General features: G+C 70.8%; 18 protein-coding genes. 10 read left to right on the top strand and 8 right to left on the bottom strand.

What is annotated here, in order from left to right:
- Positions 1–342: 342 nt before the first annotated feature.
- Both AB0I18_RS11680 and AB0I18_RS11675 read right to left on the bottom strand, forming a co-directional pair.
- Positions 343–861 carry an NUDIX domain-containing protein gene (locus AB0I18_RS11680; protein WP_363105244.1) on the bottom strand — a complete coding sequence of 173 codons (519 nt, stop codon included), beginning with the start codon at positions 859–861 and terminating at the stop codon, positions 343–345.
- A 35-nt stretch (positions 862–896) separates the two neighbouring features.
- On the bottom strand, positions 897–1,790 hold the full coding sequence (locus tag AB0I18_RS11675; protein ID WP_363105243.1) for a DMT family transporter: 894 nt from the start codon (positions 1,788–1,790) through the stop codon (positions 897–899).
- Positions 1,791–1,947: 157 nt separating this feature from the next.
- Between AB0I18_RS11675 and AB0I18_RS11670 the strand changes: the two genes are divergently transcribed.
- The 5 genes from AB0I18_RS11670 (at position 1,948) to AB0I18_RS11650 (ending at position 7,869) form a co-directional block, all read left to right on the top strand.
- On the top strand, positions 1,948–3,603 hold the full coding sequence (locus tag AB0I18_RS11670) for an FAD-binding dehydrogenase (protein WP_363105242.1): 1,656 nt from the start codon (positions 1,948–1,950) through the stop codon (positions 3,601–3,603).
- Positions 3,604–3,794: 191 nt separating this feature from the next.
- Positions 3,795–4,745 (top strand): hypothetical protein, encoded by a 951-nt coding sequence (locus AB0I18_RS11665; protein ID WP_363105241.1) that lies wholly within the window; start codon positions 3,795–3,797, stop codon positions 4,743–4,745.
- 42 nt (positions 4,746–4,787) lie between these two features.
- Complete coding sequence (locus AB0I18_RS11660; RefSeq protein WP_363105240.1) at positions 4,788–6,371, top strand: APC family permease; 1,584 nt, start codon at positions 4,788–4,790, stop codon at positions 6,369–6,371.
- A gap of 180 nt (positions 6,372–6,551) precedes the next feature.
- A complete protein-coding gene (locus tag AB0I18_RS11655) occupies positions 6,552–7,214 on the top strand; it encodes a molybdopterin-dependent oxidoreductase (RefSeq protein ID WP_363105333.1) in 663 nt (220 codons plus the stop codon).
- Positions 7,201–7,869 carry a cytochrome b/b6 domain-containing protein gene (locus AB0I18_RS11650; protein ID WP_363105239.1) on the top strand — a complete coding sequence of 223 codons (669 nt, stop codon included), beginning with the start codon at positions 7,201–7,203 and terminating at the stop codon, positions 7,867–7,869. Before AB0I18_RS11655 ends, AB0I18_RS11650 begins: the two co-directional genes overlap by 14 nt.
- A 63-nt stretch (positions 7,870–7,932) precedes the next feature.
- Here AB0I18_RS11650 and bla read toward each other — a convergent pair whose 3' ends face one another.
- From bla to AB0I18_RS11625, 5 genes are all read right to left on the bottom strand, one after another.
- Positions 7,933–8,838 (bottom strand): class A beta-lactamase, encoded by a 906-nt coding sequence (bla, locus tag AB0I18_RS11645; protein ID WP_363105238.1) that lies wholly within the window; start codon positions 8,836–8,838, stop codon positions 7,933–7,935.
- A 224-nt stretch (positions 8,839–9,062) separates the two neighbouring features.
- Positions 9,063–10,145: an L-idonate 5-dehydrogenase gene (locus AB0I18_RS11640; protein WP_363105237.1), complete on the bottom strand. Its 1,083-nt coding sequence runs from the start codon at positions 10,143–10,145 to the stop codon at positions 9,063–9,065.
- A 13-nt stretch (positions 10,146–10,158) separates the two neighbouring features.
- A complete protein-coding gene (locus AB0I18_RS11635; RefSeq protein ID WP_363105236.1) occupies positions 10,159–10,917 on the bottom strand; it encodes an SDR family oxidoreductase in 759 nt (252 codons plus the stop codon).
- Between the two features lie 35 nt (positions 10,918–10,952).
- Entirely contained in the window at positions 10,953–12,350 is a 1,398-nt protein-coding gene (locus AB0I18_RS11630; protein ID WP_363105235.1) for a gluconate:H+ symporter, read from the bottom strand.
- A 58-nt stretch (positions 12,351–12,408) separates the two neighbouring features.
- Positions 12,409–12,918, bottom strand: a complete 510-nt coding sequence (locus tag AB0I18_RS11625; protein ID WP_363105234.1) for a gluconokinase — start codon at positions 12,916–12,918, stop codon at positions 12,409–12,411.
- Positions 12,919–13,067: 149 nt separating this feature from the next.
- Between AB0I18_RS11625 and AB0I18_RS11620 the strand changes: the two genes are divergently transcribed.
- Positions 13,068–13,769 (top strand): FadR/GntR family transcriptional regulator, encoded by a 702-nt coding sequence (locus tag AB0I18_RS11620; protein ID WP_363105233.1) that lies wholly within the window; start codon positions 13,068–13,070, stop codon positions 13,767–13,769.
- A gap of 62 nt (positions 13,770–13,831) precedes the next feature.
- Here AB0I18_RS11620 and AB0I18_RS11615 read toward each other — a convergent pair whose 3' ends face one another.
- The gene (locus AB0I18_RS11615) at positions 13,832–14,254 is read right to left on the bottom strand and encodes a YchJ family metal-binding protein (protein ID WP_363105232.1); all 423 of its coding nucleotides are present in this window, start codon (positions 14,252–14,254) and stop codon (positions 13,832–13,834) included.
- 372 nt (positions 14,255–14,626) lie between these two features.
- Here AB0I18_RS11615 and AB0I18_RS11610 point away from each other — a divergent pair, with 372 nt between their 5' ends.
- From AB0I18_RS11610 to AB0I18_RS11595, 4 genes are all read left to right on the top strand, one after another.
- Positions 14,627–16,492, top strand: a complete 1,866-nt coding sequence (locus AB0I18_RS11610) for a phage tail sheath C-terminal domain-containing protein (protein WP_363105231.1) — start codon at positions 14,627–14,629, stop codon at positions 16,490–16,492.
- 34 nt (positions 16,493–16,526) lie between these two features.
- A complete protein-coding gene (locus tag AB0I18_RS11605; protein WP_363105230.1) occupies positions 16,527–17,051 on the top strand; it encodes a phage tail protein in 525 nt (174 codons plus the stop codon).
- A 66-nt stretch (positions 17,052–17,117) separates the two neighbouring features.
- Positions 17,118–17,861 carry a hypothetical protein gene (locus tag AB0I18_RS11600; RefSeq protein WP_363105229.1) on the top strand — a complete coding sequence of 248 codons (744 nt, stop codon included), beginning with the start codon at positions 17,118–17,120 and terminating at the stop codon, positions 17,859–17,861.
- On the top strand, positions 17,854–18,411 hold a 558-nt coding region (locus AB0I18_RS11595; protein WP_363105228.1), incomplete at its 3' end, for a hypothetical protein. The genes AB0I18_RS11600 and AB0I18_RS11595, both read left to right, overlap by 8 nt.

The following is an 18,411-nucleotide window of genomic DNA, read 5'->3' as shown; positions in this document are numbered from 1 at the left end:
GCAGTTCCCCGCGCCCCTGAAAAGACAAAAGACGGGGGCCTTGGGACGGTGTGCACAGTGCGGGCCCGGTGGGGGCTGGGTGCGCAGTTCCCCGCGCCCCTAAAAACGAAAAGACAACGGCCGGGCGGGGTTTTGACCGGTGCTCCCACCGGGCCGCTGTCGGCCTCCGGCGTGAGGGGTCGTGTCGGGGTGTCCGATCGCCGCGGCAACGTGCCATGACTGGATATCCCAGAGCGGCGATCGGATATCCCGTCGCGGCACCGGCCCCACCACCCACCTCCCCAGGGGCGCGAGGAACTGCGCGACCAGCCCCCACCCAACCCGCAGACAAACAACCGAACCTCAGCCCAACCCCCGGTAAGCCCGCAGCCGCGAATACGCCGCCAACCCATCAGGCACCCACTCCCAAACCCCCAACCGCCTCCCCACCTCAGCCTCCGGCAGAAACCCGTACCAGTCGACCTCCTCCACCTGAGGATTCACCGGCACCTCACAGCGCACCTCGTACACAGCCGACCACCAGGTCCGCCCAGCGACCCCGTCGTCGTACAGGAACTTGAACAGGAAGTCGGGCCGAGGAAGCCCGGACACCCCCAACTCCTCCTCCGCCTCACGAAGAGCAGCCTCGTCGTACGTCTCACCCGCCCCCACCACCCCACCCACGAACATGTCGTACAGGGAAGGGAAAACCAGCTTGGTCGCAGTGCGGCGGTGCACAAACAGCCGCCCCTCCGCATCCCTGACCTGGATGAACGCGCACCGATGCCGCAACCCCCGGTCATACGCGTCCCCACGCCGCGCCTGCCCGACCACCTCGTCGTTCTCATCGACGATGTCGAGGATCTCGTCAGCAGAACTCATACGGCCATCAAACCAGCCCGTTGTCGACCAGCCCGTCACAGAGGCTGAAGATCCCGAACCCGTTCCGTACGAGCCACCCCACTCGGCATAGCAGGGTGCAGCCCAAGCAGCACAACCCCCACCACGATCCCGGCCAGCCCGGCCGCCTCCCACGCCATGGCCCCCGCATCGGCCCGCAACCGGTCCCCGAGGAACCCCACCCCACAGGCGATCCCGGCCAGCGGCTGCGCCGCGGTGAGCGCGGGCAGCGACATCCGCAGCGGCGCCGTCTCGAAGGCACTCTGCACCAGCAGCAGCCCGGTGATCCCGAGCACCACCACCCCGTACACCTGCCACCCGGTGACGAGGGCCGGCCACCCACCCTCCGAGAAACGCTGCCCGCTCACGCGAGTGAGAGCGTCCTGCACGCCGTACAGCAGCCCCGCCGCCACCCCCAGCAGCACAGGACCCGCACTCAGCCGCGACCGCTTCGCGTACGTGGTGAGCAGCAGCGCGAGCCCGAGCATGATCCCGATGATCAGCCAGTGCCGCACCGGGTCGGTGATGTCGTCGCCGCCCTCCGGCCGGCCGGCCACGATGAACGCCGTCACGCCGCCCGCGAGCAGCAGCAGCCCGCCCCACCCCTGTCGCCCCAGCGGCTGCCGGGTCTGGCGGCGGGAGAGCATCAGCGCGAAGAGGAGGTTGGTCGCGAGCAGCGGTTCGACGAGGGATATCTCGCCGTTCGACAGGGCGATCGCGCCCAGTGCCATCCCCACCACCATGAGCCCGATGCCGCCCAGCCAGCGCGGCACCCGCACCAGGTCGAGGAGCAGCCGGGGGGAGAGGAAGTCGCCCAGCGGGGCGTGCGCCGCCGCGTTCTGCTGGAGGACGAAGCCGAATCCCAGGCAGCAGGCCGCACTGACGGCGAGGACGAGAACCAGAACCGACACGCGGCGTACCTCGAGACTTACGGGGACGGGACAAGCGGGGTGCGGGTGTGGGTGTCGACCGACTGTAGCCCGACTACCGGGGACCCGGCAGTTGACTGGGTCACTTCGTTGCCCAAGGATCTGACCGACCAGTAACAATGCCGAGGAGGACCTGCTCATGGCGTACGACGCAGATGTGATCGTGATCGGGGCGGGTCTGGCCGGACTCGCGGCGACCGCGGAGCTCGTCGACGCGGGGCGCAAGGTGATCCTTCTCGACCAGGAGCCGGAGCAGTCGTTCGGCGGCCAGGCGCACTGGTCGTTCGGCGGACTGTTCTTCGTGGACTCGCCCGAGCAGCGCCGGATGCGCATCAAGGACAGTCACGCGCTGGCCCTCCAGGACTGGATGGGCACGGCGGCCTTCGACCGCCCCGAGGACCACTGGCCGCGCAAGTGGGCCGAGGCGTACGTGGACTTCGCGGCCGGCGAGAAGCGGCCCTGGCTGCACCAGCAGGGGGTGCGCTGGTTCCCCGTGGTGGGCTGGGCCGAGCGCGGCGGCTACGACGCCAACGGCCACGGCAACTCCGTACCCCGCTTCCACATCACCTGGGGTACGGGCCCGGGCCTGGTCGCACCCTTCGAGCGGCGCGTGCGCGAAGGCGTCGCCCGGGGGCTCGTACAGCTCAAGTTCCGCCACCGGGTCACCGGTCTGTCCCGCAGCGCGGGCACGGTCGACACCGTGACCGGCGAGGTCCTGGAGCCCTCGGGCATCCAGCGCGGCGAGGCCAGCAGCCGCACGGTCACCGGGGCCTTCGAACTCCGGGCCCAGGCCGTGATCGTCACGTCGGGCGGCATCGGCGGCGACCACGACCTCGTACGCGCCAACTGGCCGGAGCGCCTGGGCACCCCGCCGGAGCGGATGGTCTCCGGCGTGCCCGCGCACGTGGACGGCAAGATGCTCGCCATCGCGGAGGGCGCCGGCGGGCACCTGATCAACCGCGACCGCATGTGGCACTACACCGAGGGCATCCAGAACTGGAACCCGATCTGGGAGAACCACGGCATCCGCGTCCTGCCCGGCCCGTCCTCGCTCTGGCTGGACGCCCGCGGCAAGCGGCTGCCCGTCCCGCTGTTCCCCGGCTTCGACACGCTCGGCACGCTGGAACACATCATGACGACCGGGTACGACTACACGTGGTTCGTGCTCGACCAGAAGATCATCGGCAAGGAGTTCGCGCTCTCGGGGTCGGAGCAGAATCCCGACCTCACCGGGAAGTCCGTCAAGGGCGTCTTCCAGCGGGCCCGGGCCGATGTGCCGGGGCCGGTGAAGGCGTTCATGGACAACGGCGTCGACTTCGTCGTCGAGAAGGACCTGAGCGCACTCGTCCGCGGGATGAACGCGCTCACCAAGGAACCGCTCATCGACGAGGCCGCGCTGCGCCGCGAGATCACCGCGCGTGACCGGGAGATCGCCAACCCGTTCACCAAGGACCTCCAGGTGATGGCGGTGCGCGGGGCCCGCAACTACCTCGGCGACAAGCTGATCCGTACCGCCACGCCGCACCGCATCCTCGACCCCAAGGCCGGCCCGCTCATCGCCGTGCGCCTCAACATCCTCACCCGCAAGACGCTCGGCGGCCTGGAGACCGACCTCTCGTCCCGCGTGCTGACCGAGGGCGGCGACCCGCTGTCGGGGGTGTACGCGGCGGGAGAGGCGGCCGGGTTCGGCGGCGGCGGAGTGCACGGATACCGGTCCCTGGAGGGGACGTTCCTCGGGGGCTGCCTGTTCTCCGGGCGTACGGCGGGGCGGGCGGCGGCGAAGGCCGTGGGCTGATGCCCACCCGACTCCGGTGCTTCACAGGGTCACCCTCCGTGTCAACTCCGGGCCTGTGGTGAAAAGTTGAGGGGTGTAAGGATTCTGTCAGCTCTTGACGCGAACCATTGGCTCAGGGTTGTCTGTCCGTGATCAAACGCTGACAGAGTCAAACCGCTCACAAACCGCGTCGTGTGAGGAAGTTGCCCGCGGTGTCACCACCCCCGCCTCCCCTCGGCCGCGGCCGCAAGCGCGCGGCCCAGGTCTTCGACGCCGCTCTCGACGACGCCGAACTCGTCGCCGCCCGGGCCGCGTTGGCCCAGGGCCGGTGGACTGCCGTACGCGCCCTGCTGGTCGCCACCGGTGACGACTGGGACCGCCGCGGGCATCGGATGACCGTCCTCGCGGAGGAGGGCGGCACCCTCGCCTGGGTGCGCGACTGGCAACTCGCCGAACCCGAGTCCGGCGACGCCTCCGTCCTGCTCGCCCTCGCCACCGTGCGGCGCGCCCTGAACGGCAAGGCCAAGCCCGCCCGGGCCCGCGAGGCCTGCCGCGCCGCGGCCGCGCTGCTGCCCGCCGACCCCACGCCCTGGTTCGGCCTGCTGATGCTGGAGCGCGTACTCGGCGCCGAGGAGGAGGTGGTCCAGCTCTTCGACGAGGTGCGCCACCGGTACGCCGACCACCACCACGCCCACCACCTGATGGTCGCCCGGCTCGCGGAGCGCCGCCCGGAAGCCGGCCAGGACCCGCTGCACGAGGTCTACGACTTCGCGACCTGGTCCGCCGAACAGGCGCCCGCCGACTCGCCGTTGGCGATCCTCCCGGTCATCGCGCACGCCGAGCGCTACCGGGTCCTGGCCCGCGCCGGTATCGAGCCCACCGACCCGGTGGCCTCCGGGCACTGGGTGGGCCGCCGGGCGCGCCAGGTCATGAAGGCCGCCTTCGACTGGTGGCTGGAGTGGGAGCGCGACGACCACCCGCGCAGTCATGTGGACCTCAACTTCCTTGCCCACGCCAAGTTCTGTGAGGGCCGGGGCGCCGAAGCGGCCGCCCTGTTCCACCGCATCGGACCGTATGCGACCCCGGCGCCGTGGTCGTACCCCGACCGCGATCCGTCCACCGCTTTCCGTGCCGCGCGCGACAGCGTGCTGGGCACGGTCTGAAGACATCCCCGAGATCCGAACAGCCGAAAGGACAACCCCGCCATGACGACGGGCAGTTCGCATTCCTCAAGTGCGCCGAGCGCATCGAGTAAGCCGGGTACGAGCAGACCGGCCACCGCCGACGGCGGCATCAGCACCTTCAAGGGGCAGGATCGCGCCCTGCGCTCCGACCGGCTCGGCACGGGGGGCCTGCTGCTCTCCGTCCTCGCGGCGACCGCCCCGCTCATGGTGGTCGCGGGTGTCATGCCCACTACATTCGCGGTGATGGGCATCGTCGGCCAGCCGCTGCTCTTCGTCCTACTCGGCGTGGTGCTCGTCCTCTTCAGTGTCGGATACGCCGAGATGAGCCGCCACGTCCACAACGCGGGCGCCTTCTACGCGTACATCTCCCGCGGCCTCGGCGGCACCGCGGGTTCGGGCGCGGCGGCGGTCGCGCTGGTCGCCTACAACGCGCTCCAGGTGGGCATCTACGGCATCTTCGGCTTCGAGGTGTCCGGTCTCTTCGCCACCTATCTCGAAGTCGAACTCGCCTGGTGGATACCGGCGTTGGTGGCCGCGCTCGTCGTCGGCGCACTCGGCTGGCTGAAGATCGACGTGAACGCGCGGGTGCTCGGTGTGCTGCTGCTCATCGAGGTCGCGCTCGTCGTGATCTTCGACATCGCGGCCGTCGCCGACCCCGCCAAGGAGGGCCTGTCGCTGCACGCCTTCAACCCGGACACGCTCACGGGCGCGGGCCTCGGTACCGCGCTGTGCTTCTGCATCGCCGCCTTCCTCGGCTTCGAGCAGGCTCCCGTCTACGCCGAGGAGACCAGCCGCCCGCACATCCTGGTCCCGCGCGTGATGTTCCTCGCGATCGGCTTCGTCGCCGTCTTCTTCGCGCTCAGCTCCTGGGCGCTGACCGTCGCCGCCGGTCCTTCCCAGATCGTGGGCACCTCGCAGGAGCAGAGCGCCGGACTGATGTTCTTCCTCACCGAGTCGCGGCTCGGCGGGACGTTCACCGACGTCCTCCATGTGCTGTTCGTGACCGGCATGTTCGCGGCGCTGCTCAGCTTCCACAACGTCGTCGCGCGGTACGCCTTCGCCATGGGCCGCGAAGGGCTGCTGCCCGCCGCCTTCGGCCGGACCACGGGCGCGAGCGGCGCGCCCGGCACGGGATCGCTGCTCCAGACGGTCGTCGCGGTGGTGGTCGTGGCGGCCTTCGCCGTGGCCGACGACAAGCCGACCGGCGACCCGACCGCGCCGGTGCTGCACCTGTTCACGTGGATGGGCAACGTCGGGGCGCTCGGCGTGATCGTGCTGATGGCCACGGCCTCGCTCTCCGTCGTCGTCTTCTTCGCCCGCCGGGGCGCCGCGCGGGCCCAGGCCTGGCGCCTCGCGGCCTCCGTGATCTCCGGTGTCGCGCTGCTCGTGATCGCGGGCTACACCGTCAAGGACTTCGACGTCCTGGTGGGCGCGGGCCCCGGCTCCTCGCTCAGCTGGGTGCTGCCCGGCATCATCGCGCTGGCCGCCGTCCTGGGTCTCCTCCAGGGTGTGTTCCTGCGCGCCCGCAAGCCCGAGACGCATGCCAGGATCGGGCTCGGCAACGAGGCGTTCCAGCTGGACAAGGCGGCGGAGGCCGACGCCTGAGGCCCCTGTCTCTGAGAAGCACGTAAGAAGTGATTACGGAATGCTGACGGGCACCCTTGGCCCCTGGCTTACGCGGGCCAGGGGTGTTCGAATCAGTGGGTGAACTCGTATCAACCGTCAGCGGCAGCGGACCAGCCGGAAGAGGGCGGGACCCCGGTGGGGCGGCGGCTCGTCCTCGGGATGCTCGGGCTCGGTGCGCTCGGCGTGGCCGCCGCGCCCCCGCTCCAGCGCGGCCTGGAGTCCTTCCTCGGCAGCGCCGCGGACAAGGACCCCACCGGCCTGACCGGCCTCCTGCCCAACGGGGGCGGCTTCCGCTACTACTCGGTCACCTCGTCCGTCCCGCACAAGAACGAGGACACCTACCGCCTCACCGTGGACGGCCTGGTCGACCGCCCCACCACGTACAGCCTGTCCGACCTGCGCGCCCTGCCCCAGACGCGGATGGTGCGCGACGTCCAGTGCGTCACCGGCTGGCGGGTGCCCGACACGCCCTTCGAGGGGGTGCGCCTGTCCCGGCTGCTGGACGCCGCGGGGGTGCGCTCCTCGGCCGGTGCGGTGCGTTTCACCTGCTTCGACGGGGAGTACACGGAGAGCCTGACCCTGTCCCAGGCCCGCCGCGCCGACGTCCTCGTCGCCCTCCGCATGCAGGACAAGGACCTGAACCACTCCCACGGCGGCCCGGTCCGCCTCTACGTCGCCCCCATGTACTTCTACAAGTCCGCGAAGTGGCTCTCCGGCATCACGGTCACGAAGGACGTGCGGCCCGGCTACTGGGAGAACCGCGGCTACGACGTGGACGCGTGGGTGGGCCGCTCGAACGGACGTGACGATGACGCGACCTGAGACGGACACCGAGGACCCGCGTGCGGTGCAGCCCGGGGAGTCCGGGGAGCGCCTGGCGAGTGCGCTGCGAGTCCGGCGCTTCTCGCCCGCCGAGCGCTGGGTGCACCGGACGACGGCCCTGCTGATGGGGCTGTGCGTGCTGACCGCGGCCTGCCTCTACGTGCCCCAGCTCGCCGAACTCGTGGGCCGGCGCGCGCTGGTGGTCACGGTGCACGAGTGGACGGGGCTGCTGCTGCCGGTTCCCGTCCTGGCCGGTCTGGCCTCCCGTGCCTTCCGCAGGGACCTGCGGCTGCTCAACCGTTTCGGTCCGCACGACCGCGTGTGGCTGCGGTCGGCGCTGCGTCGCGACGCCCGCCCCGAGTCCCGGCCGGCCGGGAAGTTCAACGCCGGTCAGAAGACGTACGCGGCCTGGATCGCAGGCGCCGTCCTGGTCATGCTCGGCACGGGACTGCTGATGTGGTTCACCCACCTCGCCCCGCTGGTCTGGCGCACCAGCGCGACCTTCGTCCACGACTGGCTCGCCCTGACCATCGGCCTCGTCCTCGCGGGCCACATCGGCATGGCCATGGCCCGCCCGGAGTCCCGGCGCGGGCTCCGGACGGGCGAGGTCGACCGCGAGTGGGCGAAGCGCGAACATCCGCTCTGGCGCCCATAGCCTCCGGCGGCGGTACGGGGCTCGTACGAGGCTCAGCTCGTACGAGCCGAGACGTGTACGGGCCTATGCCAGCGCCGACGCCAGCAGTGCGGCGGTGTCGGCGACGAGCGGTTCGTCCATCGGGGCGGCGGGGTCGGACTTGGTGGTGAGGACGGCCAGTACGACGGGTGCCCCGTCCGGTGTCCAGGCGATGCCCACGTCGTTGGTCGTGCCGTACTTGCCCGTGCCCGTCTTGTCGCCGAGGGCCCAGTCCTGGGGAAGCCCCTTGCGGAAACGGGCCCCGCTGGTGGTGTTGGCGAGCAGCCACTCGGTCAGCTGCCGCCGGTCGCGCGGGGTGAGTGCGTCGCCGAGGACGAGCTTCCCGTACGTCCGCCCGATGACGCCGGGGCTGGTGAGGTCCGTCGTGCGCCAGGGTTCGGCGGAGTTCAGCGCGGGCTCCCAGCGGTCGAGGCGGGTCGTCCCGTCACCGACCGAGCGGCAGAAGCGGGTGACGGCGGTCGGGCCGCCGAGCTCGCGGAGCAGCAGGTTCGCGGCGCCGTTGTCGCTGTAGGCCACCGCGGCGTGGCAGAGCTCGGCGACGGTCATGCCGTTGGCGACGTTCTCCTCCTTGCCGGTGATCGAGCCGCCGCCCGCGTCCTCGACGTATTGCGCGGTGTACCGGATCCGCAGGTCCAGGAACTCGCCGTGCCGGTCGAGGTCCCTCAGCACGGCAGCGGCGGCGAGCGTCTTGAACACCGAGCACATCGGGAAGGTCTCGTCCGCGCGGTACCGCACGGTGCGGCCGGTGACCGTGTTGTGCCCGTATACGCCCAGGCGGGCGGAGTGGGCCCGCTCCAGTTCGCGCAGGGCCCGGGTGACGTCGTCCCCGGTCGCCGCGCGGGCCGACGGCGTCACGGTGGCGGCCAGCGCCGCCCCGGCCCCGAGGGCGAGTGCGGTGCGGCGGCTCCTGGGGATTCCTAAGCTTTCCAAGGTCGTTCTCTCCTCCGAGCGAAGATCAGTACGCATAGTGGCAGACTCACCGGGGAGCTTCTGCGGTTCCCGACTGCGGGCCGGTGGGGGTTGCCCGCGCAGTTCCCCGCGCCCCTAAAAGACGGGGCTGCGCCCCTGGTCTTTTGTCTGTAGGGGCGCGGGGAACTGCGCGACCAGCCACAACGGACCCGCACCCGGCAAACCACCGCCACCGCCCCGAACCGTCAGCCGTCCTCTCCGAAGTCCAGCAGGACCTTGCAGGACTCCGAGCGATCGGCAGCCAGAGCGAACGCCGACTCGGCCTCGCCAAGAGGAATCACCGAGCTCACCAACAGGTCGAACCGTGGCTCTCCAGCGAGCAGCGCCAATGCGTCGTCGAACTCCCCGTCGAAGCGAAAGGCACCCCGCAGCTCGATCTCCCGGCTGACCACAAGGTTCCCGGCGAAGGAACTCTGCCCAGGCGGCAGCATGCCGAGCTGGACCACGACCCCACCACGCCGCACGAGCCGCAGACACGTGTCGAGCCCGGCGGCGACCCCGGACGCCTCGATGGCCGTATCCACCTCGGAGGGCCACGCGGGAGAAGCGGGATCGTCCGCGCGCACGACATGGTCGGCGCCCGCGGCCACCGCGTACTCCAGAGCCCGCGGCAACAGATCCGTCACCGTCACCCGCGCCGCGCCCGCCGCCTTCGCCGCCGCGACGACGAGACAGCCGATGGGCCCGGCACCGGTGACGAGGACATGCTTCCCGGCGACGTCACCGGCTCGCCGCACCGCGTGCAGCGCGACCGACAGCGGCTCGGCCAACGCGGCTCGCCGCAGCGGCAGTCCGGCGGGTACGGCCCGCAACTGCTCTACCGGCACGACGACTTGGGCCGCGAACCCGCCCTGGACGTGTGGCATACGCGCCGCGCTGCCGAGGTAGCGGGTGTCGCGGCACACGTTCCGCCGCCCGGCCGCGCACTCCGGACACACCCCGCACGGGGTCGCCGGGTGCACGGCAACGGCCGTACCGGGCGCGGGAAGACCGGGTGCGGGGAGACCGGATGCAGGCAGATCCGGCGCGGGACGACCGTCGCCGGCCCCGGCGCCGTACGACATCACCGTCCCCACGACCTCGTGGCCGAGGACCATCGGCTCGCGGAGCCGGAAGTCGCCGACCCCGCCGTGCCGCCAGTAATGCAGGTCGGAGCCGCACACACCGCCGTACCGCACGGCGACGAGCGCCTCGCCGGGGCCGGGGGAAGGGGCCGGGAGTTCGTCGACCCGCAGGTCGTCCTGGCCGTGAATCACGCAACCGAGCATCGGGGAGCCCCTTTCACAGGACGCTGGTCATGCCGCCGTCGACGTACAGCACCTGTCCGCTGACGAAGTCCGCCGCGGGGGAGGCGAGGAACAGCACCCCGCCGACCAGGTCCTCGGTGCGCCCCCAGCGCCCGGCCGGTGTCCGCCGCCGTACCCAGGCGCTGAACTCGGGGTCGTCGACGAGGGGTTGGGTCAGCTCGGTCTCGATGTAACCGGGGCCGAGCCCGTTGACCTGAACCCCGTTCGGTCCCCAGTCGGCGCACATGCCCTTGGTGAGCATCTTCAGCGCGCCCTTGGTGGCGGCGTACGGGGCTATCCCGGGCCGGGCCACCTCGCTCTGCAGGGAGCAGATGTTGACGATCTTGCCGTGGCCGCGTGCGGTCATGCCCCGGGCGGCTTCCCGGCCCACGAGAAACGCGCTGGTGAGGTTGGTGTTGAGAATGCGGTGCCAGTCGGCGTCGGCGAACTCCAGCAGGGCAGCCCGCAGTTGCATCCCGGCGTTGTTGACGAGGATGTCCAGCGGACCCACCCGCTCTTCGACGTCCGCTATTCCGGCGGCCACTGACGGACCGTCAGTGACGTCGAAGGCGGCCGTGTGGATGTCGCCCGGCAGTTCCGCCGCGGCCTTGGTGAGCCGGTCGGGGTCGCGGCCGTTGAGGACCACGGTGCAGCCGGCCTCCGCCAGTCCCCGGGCCAGCGCGAGGCCGATGCCCCGGCTGGACCCGGTGACCAGCGCCGTACGGCCGCTGATGTCGAAGAGAGGGTGAGTCATCGCCGTACTCCTGGGTTACGAACTGGATCAGCGGGCTAGATCACAAGGGACAGCAGGAGGACCAGGCCTCCGGCGACCACGGAGATGATGGTCTCCATGACCGACCAGGTCTTGATCGTCTGCCCGACGTTCAGGCCGAAGTACTCCTTGACCAGCCAGAACCCGGCGTCGTTCACATGGCTGAAGAACAGCGAGCCCGCGCCGATCGCCAGGACGAGCAGCGAGGCGTGCGTGGTCGACATGTCGGCCGCGAGCGGGGCGACGAGACCGGCCGCCGAGATGGTGGCGACGGTCGCCGAACCGGTCGCGAGCCGGATCGCCACCGCGATCAGCCAGGCGAGCAGCAGTGCGGGGATCGACCAGTCCTCGGAGATGTCCAGGATCATCTGGCCCACCCCGGAGTCGATCAGCGTCTGCTTGAAGCCGCCGCCCGCGCCGACGATGAGCAGGATGCCCGCGATCGGGGCGAGGGACTTCTCGACGGTCGAGGAGAGCCGGTCCTTGGTGAACCCGGCCGCCCGGCCGAGGGTGAAGATGCCGACCAGCACGGCCGCGAGCAGCGCGATCAGCGGGGAGCCGATCACGTCGAAGACGCGCTGCACCATGTTCTCGGGGTCGTCGATGATGATGTCGACCAGAGCCTTGGAGAGCATCAGGACGACGGGCAGCAGCACGGTGCCGATGGTGACGCCGAAGCCGGGCCGCTTCTCCAGGTCCTCGGAGGCGCGCTGGGGGATCATCTTCTCCGGCGCCGGCACGTCGACCCAGCGGGCCGCGTACCTGGAGAAGATCGGGCCCGCGATGATCACCGTCGGAATGGCGACGAGTACGCCGAGCGCGAGGGTCACACCGAGGTTGGCCTTGACCGCGTCGATCGCGACCAGCGGGCCGGGGTGCGGCGGGATCAGCCCGTGCATCACGGACAGACCGGCGAGCGCCGGGATGCCGATCCGCATCAGGGAGTAGTTGCCGCGCTTGGCCACCATCAGGACGACCGGGATCAGCAGCACGATGCCGACCTCGAAGAACAGCGGCAGACCGATCACCGAGGCGATCAGGACCATCGCCCACGGCATCGCACGGCCGCCCGCCTTCGCGAGGATCGTGTCGACGATCTGGTCGGCGCCGCCCGAGTCCGCGAGCAGCTTGCCGAGTATCGCGCCGAGCGCGATCAGGACGCCCACACCGGCGACGGTCGAACCGAGACCGGCCGAGAAGCTGGTGATGGCCTTGTCGAGCGGGGCCCCGGCGAAGGCGCCGAGGGCGAGTGACCCGATGGTCAGCGCGAGGAAGGCATGGAGCTTGAACTTGGTGATGAGCAGGACGATGACGGCGATGCCCGCCAGGACGGCGATGCCCAGCTGCGCATGGCCCGCCGAGGTGATCGGCTCGACGGGATCCGCTGCCAGCATCTCGACGCTGAGTCTGGTCACGGTGCTTTTCCTTGCAGGGAGGGGGAGGGGGAGGTGAAGCGTGGGGGGTGTGTTCGAGTTACGCGGGGAGGCCGCTCAGGGCGGACACGGCCCGCTCGGTGATCTCCTCGGGGCTGCCGGAGACGTCCACGGCGACACCCGCCTCGTCCGCCTGGAGCGGCTGGAGGGTGGCGAACTGGGAGTCCAGGAGCGCCGTCGGCATGAAGTGGCCCTGACGGTGCCCCATCCGGTCCTCGATGAGCTTGCGGTCACCGGTGAGGTGGACGAAGACGACACCGGGAGCGGCTGCCCTGAGCCGGTCGCGGTAATCGCGCTTCAGCGCGGAGCAGCTGACCACCCCGCCGAGTCCGGCCCGCCCGTGTGCCCAGGCGCCGATGGCGTCGAGCCAGGGCCGGCGGTCCTCGTCGGTCAGCGGAGTCCCGGCCGTCATCTTGGCGATGTTGGCCGCGGGGTGGAAGTCGTCGCCCTCGGCATACGGAACGTCGAGACGGTTCGCGAGCAGGGGGCCGACGGTCGTCTTGCCCGTGCCTGCCACGCCCATGATCACGACGACGTGAGGGGTACTCATTGCTGCCTCGCTGTCTTCTTCGACATCGGATGAAGGTCAGGTGCCGTATCCGTCACGACACTGAAACCCATAGGTCTGATGAATTCAAGAGTCTGTGACACATAAGTCTGACTTTTTGTTCCCGCCGCTTGCCTCGTAGGCTGAACCTCATGAGCACACCGGGGCGAGGGCTGCACGGCCATGTACTGGAGAGCCTCGGTCCGGCGATCACGGCCGGCGAGTACCCGCCGGGCAGCGTGCTGCGCACCGACGAGCTGGCCCAGCGTTTCGAGGTGTCACGCTCGGTGATGCGCGAGGCGGTCCGGGTCCTGGAGTCGATGCACCTGGTCGAGTCCCGGCGCCGGGTCGGTGTGACCGTCCGTCCCGCGAACGAGTGGAATGTCTACGATCCACAGGTCATCCGGTGGCGTCTGGCGGGCTCCGACCGGTCGCGCCAGCTGCGTTCGCTGACCGTGCTGCGGTCCGCCGTCGAACCGGTCGCCGCGGGCCTGGCAGCCCAGCACGCCACGGCCGGGCAGTGCGCCGAACTCACCGAGTGCGCCCTGGGCATGGTGGCCAATTCGCGCGGCCACAAGCTGGAGGGGTACCTCGTGCACGACATCGCCTTCCACCGGATCATCCTGAACGCGTCCGGCAACGAGATGTTCGCCCGCCTCGGTGACGTGGTCGCCGAGGTCCTCGCGGGCCGCACCCACCACGAGGTCATGTTCGAGGACCCCGACCCGGCCGCCGTCACCCTGCACGTCCAGGTCGCGGAGGCGGTACGCGAGGGCGACGCGGCCCGCGCCGAGGAACTGACCCGCGAGATCGCGGTGGGCGCGCTCCAGGAGCTGGACATACTCGCACCCTGAACGGCCGTACCGGGGTTGCCCGTTGAGCCGTACAGAGCGTGCCCGCCGATTCGGTGCGGGGACTACTCGCTGACGTCCCCGTCGATGTACACCCACGCCCCGTCGACCCGCTCGAAACGGCTGCGCTCGTGCAGCGAGCCCCCGGCGTAGGACGCCCGGAACGTGACGGTCCCGGTGCTGTGGAAGGCCGACCCGTCGTCCTTGGCGAGGATCTCCAGACCGGTCCACCGCGTCCCCGGATCGAATGCGATCCGCTCCGGCCGGGTCCTGGGATGCCAGGTCCGCAGCAGATACCCCTCGTCGCACTTCACGAAGGCGCAATACCGCGACCGCATCAGCGCCTCTGCGGTCGGTGCCGCGCTCGCACCCCGATGAAACCGGCCACAGCACTGTTCGTAGTTCTCCGCAAGACCGCAAGGGCAGAAGGGCTTGTGGCCTGGGGCGGAAGGGCGAAGGCGGCGGGGATGTGCGGCGCGTCGGGACATACCCTCCATTCTCCTGCAACATCACCCGTGGGGAATCTGTGAATCAGCTGATCCGACACGCGTACATCGTGTGCGAGCTGTGCGGGGTGCCCTCCATGGAACCTCCCCCACGGGTGGCGTGAACACGCCTTGCTCCGTCAACTCCCGACCCCCCAACGTGTATTGAGCACTTGAGCATCAGGAGTCACAAGCGTGCGCTTGACCCCGGACGGCCGTCCGTACGGGGCACTGACGGGGGAAACTGATGCGGTACCGCGGACGGGCACGCTGCTGCGTGTCCGGATCTTCACCCGCGCGCACCGCCCAACACGTCTCCCTCTGCCGCCTCTTGGTGCCTTTCACCCGGTGCCTGAGAACGGATTAGGAGGGGGAATGCCGATGAGCGCGGTGAACACTGCCAGGCCGACGTATCCCGGCGTCTACGTCGAGGAACTTCCCAGCAGCACCCGAACCATCTCGACCGTCACCACCTCGGTGACCGCCTTCGTGGGACACACCCGGCGCGGACCGCTGAACGAACCGGTGCGCGTCACGAGCTTCACCGAGTTCGAGCGCCGCTTCGGCGGCCTGAGCTCGCAGAGCGCCGTCGGCTACGCCGTGCACCAGTTCTTCGGCAACGGCGGCACCGTCGCCGTGATCGTCCGCGTCGCCAAGGCGGGCAGCGGCAAGGCCGCCTGCGTCACCCTGGAGTCCACCGAGGGCCACAGCGAGTCCGCCGTCCTCGAAGTGCACGCCAAGGAACCCGGCGTATGGGGCAACGGACTGCGCGTCGCCGTCGACTACGACACGCCCAGGCCCGGCGACACCTTCAACGTGCGCGTGTACGACGCCAAGGGCGAGGCCCGCGAGAGCTTCACCGGCCTGTCCATGGACACCTCGCACGGCCGGCACGCGCCGACCGTGATCAACGCGGGATCGCGACTCATCCGCGTCGAGGCCGTCGGCGAGGGCCGCCCGGACCCGTCCGGCACGGTCTCCAAGCCGTTCGGGCACGAACTGCCCGACCTGGCCGTCGACCTGACCGTCAAGATCGGCGAGGTCGAGCGCGAGTTCACGCTGTACGACCCCGACTCGGACGGCGAGGCCCCGAGCGGCGTCGCCGAGCTGGCCCTGCTCCTGGAGCGCAAGCTGCGGGCGTTGCCCGACGCGCCGGGCAAGCACGCCTTCGCGGGCGCCGAGGTCACCGCCTTCGGCAAGCGCCTCCAGGTGGTGGCGGGCTCCACCGACCCCGAGGACGTCGTCCGCTTCCTCGGCGAGTGCGCCAACGACCTGGGCCTGGAGGCCTCGGTCAACCCGCCGGTCTTCCCGCTGGAGGGCGGCGAGGACGGCGAGGCGCCGGGACCGCGAGACCTGATCGGCGGCGAGGCCGACAAGACCGGCATCCAGGCGCTGCGCGGTGTCGCGGACGTCAACCTGCTCGTCCTGCCCGAGCTGGCCTCGTACGAGTCGACCGAGGACATGATCACCGTCGTCTCGGCGGCCCAGCGGCTCTGCCAGGAGCGGCGGATCTTCCTCCTCGTCGACGCGCCCGGCACTTGGGTCAGCGTGGACACGGCCCGGGCCGGACTCGCGTCCTTCGACGCCGTGCGCGGCAACCACGCGGGCCTGTACTTCCCGCACCTCCAGCTGACCGACCCGCTCACCGGGCGGCTGCGCTCCTTCCCGCCGTCCGGCGCGGTCGCCGGCGTCTTCGCGCGCACCGACTCCGAACGCGGCGTCTGGAAGGCACCGGCCGGCACCGAGGCACGGCTCACCGGCGTGCACTCGCTCACGGTCAACCTGACCGACCGCGAGACCGGGCTGCTCAACCCGCTCGGCGTCAACTGCCTGCGCACCATGCCGATGGTGGGCCCGCTGGTCTGGGGCGCCCGCACGCTTGAGGGCTCCGACGCGCTCGACAGCGAGTGGAAGTACGTCCCCGTGCGACGCCTCGCGCTGCACGTGGAGGAGAGCCTCCAACGCGGGCTGCAGTGGGTCGTGTTCGAGCCCAACAACGAGAACCTGTGGCAGCAGATCCGCCTCGGCGCCTCCTCGTACCTGCACAACCTCTTCCGTCAGGGCGCCTTCAAGGGCGGCACACCGCGCGAGGCGTACTTCGTCAAGTGCGACCACGACACCACGACGGACGAGGACATCGCGAACGGCGTCGTCAACGTCCTGGTCGGCATCGCACCGGTCAGGCCCGCCGAGTTCGTGATCGTCAGGATCCAGCAGACGTCCGGGCAGTTCGAGCTCTAGGGAATCTGGCGCAAGGGAATCTTGAGGAAATCCGATGGCTGAGTTCACTGTCAACGCCCAGCGTTTCGACCCGTACAAGAACTTCAAGTTCCTCGTCCTGTGGGACGGCCGTACGGTCGCGGGCATCAGCAAGATCAGTCCGCTGAAGCGGACCACCGAGGTCGTCAAGCACCGGCACGGCGGCGACCCCAGCTCCCCGCGCAAGTCGCCGGGGCGCTCGGAGTTCGAGGGCATCACGCTGGAGCGCGGGGTCACCCACGACCCCGAGTTCGACCGCTGGGCCAACAAGGTCTGGCAGGTCGGCGCGGGCCTCGGCTCCGAGGTCTCGCTCGCCGACTTCCGCAAGGACATCGTGATCCAGGTCCTCAACGAGGCCGGTCAGGTGGCCGTCTCGCACAAGCTCTACCGGACCTGGCCGAGCGAGTACCAGGTCCTCGGCGAGCTGGACGCCAACGCCAACGCGATCGCGATCCAGTCGCTGAAGCTGGAGTGCGAGGGCTGGGAGCGGGACTACGAGGTGCCCGAGCCGGAGGAACCCTCGTTCCTCAATCCCGCCTGAACCGAGGCGAGTTGAACGACAGATGGGCTGCGGGGGCAGCGGGGCGTGTACGGAACGGGGGCAAGCATGGCGATCACTCGGGCGACCGCACTTCTGGACACCTGGGAGGCCGGGCTCGCCCAGGCTCCTGCCGGGCGCGCCCTGCTGCTGCACGGCGTCGCCCGCCCGGACACCGGCGGCGAGACACTGTCCGCGCTGCCGGTGGGCGAGCGGGAGGCGGATCTCTTCGCGCTGCGCCGGGCCCTGTTCGGCGAGCGCATGCAGGTGCGCCTCGCCTGTGCCGCCTGCGGCGCGGACATGGAATTCGACCTGGACGCCGGGGAGTTCGCCCGGTCACTGGGTCCTCCCGCCGACTCCGTGGTGCGGGTCGCCGCGGACGGCTGGGAGATCGAGTTCCGGGTGCCGGGCGTCGCCGACCTGACGGCGGCGGCCCGGCACCCGGACGCCCGGCGGGCGCTGCTCGCCCGGTGCGTCGTCTCGGCGGTACGCGACGGAGCGGCCGTCCCCGCCGGTGACGGGCTGCCCGACGCACTGCCCGAGGCCGTGCAGCGCCGCCTCGCCGAGGCGGCGCAGGCGGCCGACCCGGGCGCCGACGTCACGCTCAACGTCAGCTGCCCCGAGTGCGCCGCGGCCACCCGCGCCGAGCTCGACATCGCCTCCTACCTCTGGACCGAACTGGACGCCTGGGCACGGGACGTGCTCCTCGACGTCCATCTGCTCGCCACCGCGTACGGCTGGAGCGAGCCGGAGATCCTGGCGCTCAGCCCATTGCGGCGCCGCTACTACCTGGAGCTGTGTGCGGATGTCTGACTCCTCCGGCGGGCGCCCCGCGGAAGACCGGGAGTCCGGGGCGCCCGACTTCTTCGACCGGCTGCTCGCCCGGCACGCGCCGGCCGCCGCGCCGCGCCCCGGCGTGGTGCGCGTACAGCCGCGACTCGCCGGGCCCTTCGAGCGGGTCGAGGCGGTCCGGTCCGGCACGCCGGAGCAGGACACGACCGGTCCGCTGTGGCCCGCCACCGCCCAACCCCCGTCCCCGGAAGGGGACTTGGCGCGCCCGGCGGTACGCGAGGTCCAGTTCCGTACGGAACGTGAGCGGACCGTCGTACGGTCCGAGCGGGCGCCCGCCGGGGAACCCGCTGCCCGCCCCGCCTCCCGGGACCTGCCCGAGGTGCCGCTGCTCCGCCCCGCCGCGCCGGTGGCGCCGGGCCCGCGACCTGCTCCCGACGCCGTACGGCGGACGGCCGGGCGGGGCGACGCGGCGCGGCCCACCGCCCCGAGCGCGACGTCCGTGCCCACCCTCCTGGGTACGGACGCCGCTTCCCCCGCCGCCGTGTCCGCGGCGCTGCGCCCCAGCACCGCG

It is taken from the genome of Streptomyces sp. NPDC050704 (assembly GCF_040654355.1).
Lineage (GTDB): Bacteria > Actinomycetota > Actinomycetes > Streptomycetales > Streptomycetaceae > Streptomyces.
Note: the sequence above shows the minus strand (reverse complement) of the source record. Positions and strands in the feature narration are given on the sequence as shown.

What these genes read in the sequence shown, in the direction of transcription:
- AB0I18_RS11680 (WP_363105244.1), bottom strand. Translation starts at nt 861, where the DNA reads ATGAGTTCTGCTGACGAGATCCTCGACATCGTCGATGAGAACGACGAG.
- AB0I18_RS11670 (WP_363105242.1), top strand. Translation starts at nt 1,948, where the DNA reads ATGGCGTACGACGCAGATGTGATCGTGATCGGGGCGGGTCTGGCCGGA.
- AB0I18_RS11660 (WP_363105240.1), top strand. Translation starts at nt 4,788, where the DNA reads ATGACGACGGGCAGTTCGCATTCCTCAAGTGCGCCGAGCGCATCGAGT.
- AB0I18_RS11655 (WP_363105333.1), top strand. Translation starts at nt 6,552, where the DNA reads ATGCTCGGGCTCGGTGCGCTCGGCGTGGCCGCCGCGCCCCCGCTCCAG.
- AB0I18_RS11650 (WP_363105239.1), top strand. Translation starts at nt 7,201, where the DNA reads ATGACGCGACCTGAGACGGACACCGAGGACCCGCGTGCGGTGCAGCCC.
- AB0I18_RS11640 (WP_363105237.1), bottom strand. Translation starts at nt 10,145, where the DNA reads ATGCTCGGTTGCGTGATTCACGGCCAGGACGACCTGCGGGTCGACGAA.
- AB0I18_RS11635 (WP_363105236.1), bottom strand. Translation starts at nt 10,917, where the DNA reads ATGACTCACCCTCTCTTCGACATCAGCGGCCGTACGGCGCTGGTCACC.
- AB0I18_RS11625 (WP_363105234.1), bottom strand. Translation starts at nt 12,918, where the DNA reads ATGAGTACCCCTCACGTCGTCGTGATCATGGGCGTGGCAGGCACGGGC.
- AB0I18_RS11620 (WP_363105233.1), top strand. Translation starts at nt 13,068, where the DNA reads ATGAGCACACCGGGGCGAGGGCTGCACGGCCATGTACTGGAGAGCCTC.
- AB0I18_RS11615 (WP_363105232.1), bottom strand. Translation starts at nt 14,254, where the DNA reads ATGTCCCGACGCGCCGCACATCCCCGCCGCCTTCGCCCTTCCGCCCCA.
- AB0I18_RS11610 (WP_363105231.1), top strand. Translation starts at nt 14,627, where the DNA reads ATGCCGATGAGCGCGGTGAACACTGCCAGGCCGACGTATCCCGGCGTC.
- AB0I18_RS11605 (WP_363105230.1), top strand. Translation starts at nt 16,527, where the DNA reads ATGGCTGAGTTCACTGTCAACGCCCAGCGTTTCGACCCGTACAAGAAC.
- AB0I18_RS11600 (WP_363105229.1), top strand. Translation starts at nt 17,118, where the DNA reads ATGGCGATCACTCGGGCGACCGCACTTCTGGACACCTGGGAGGCCGGG.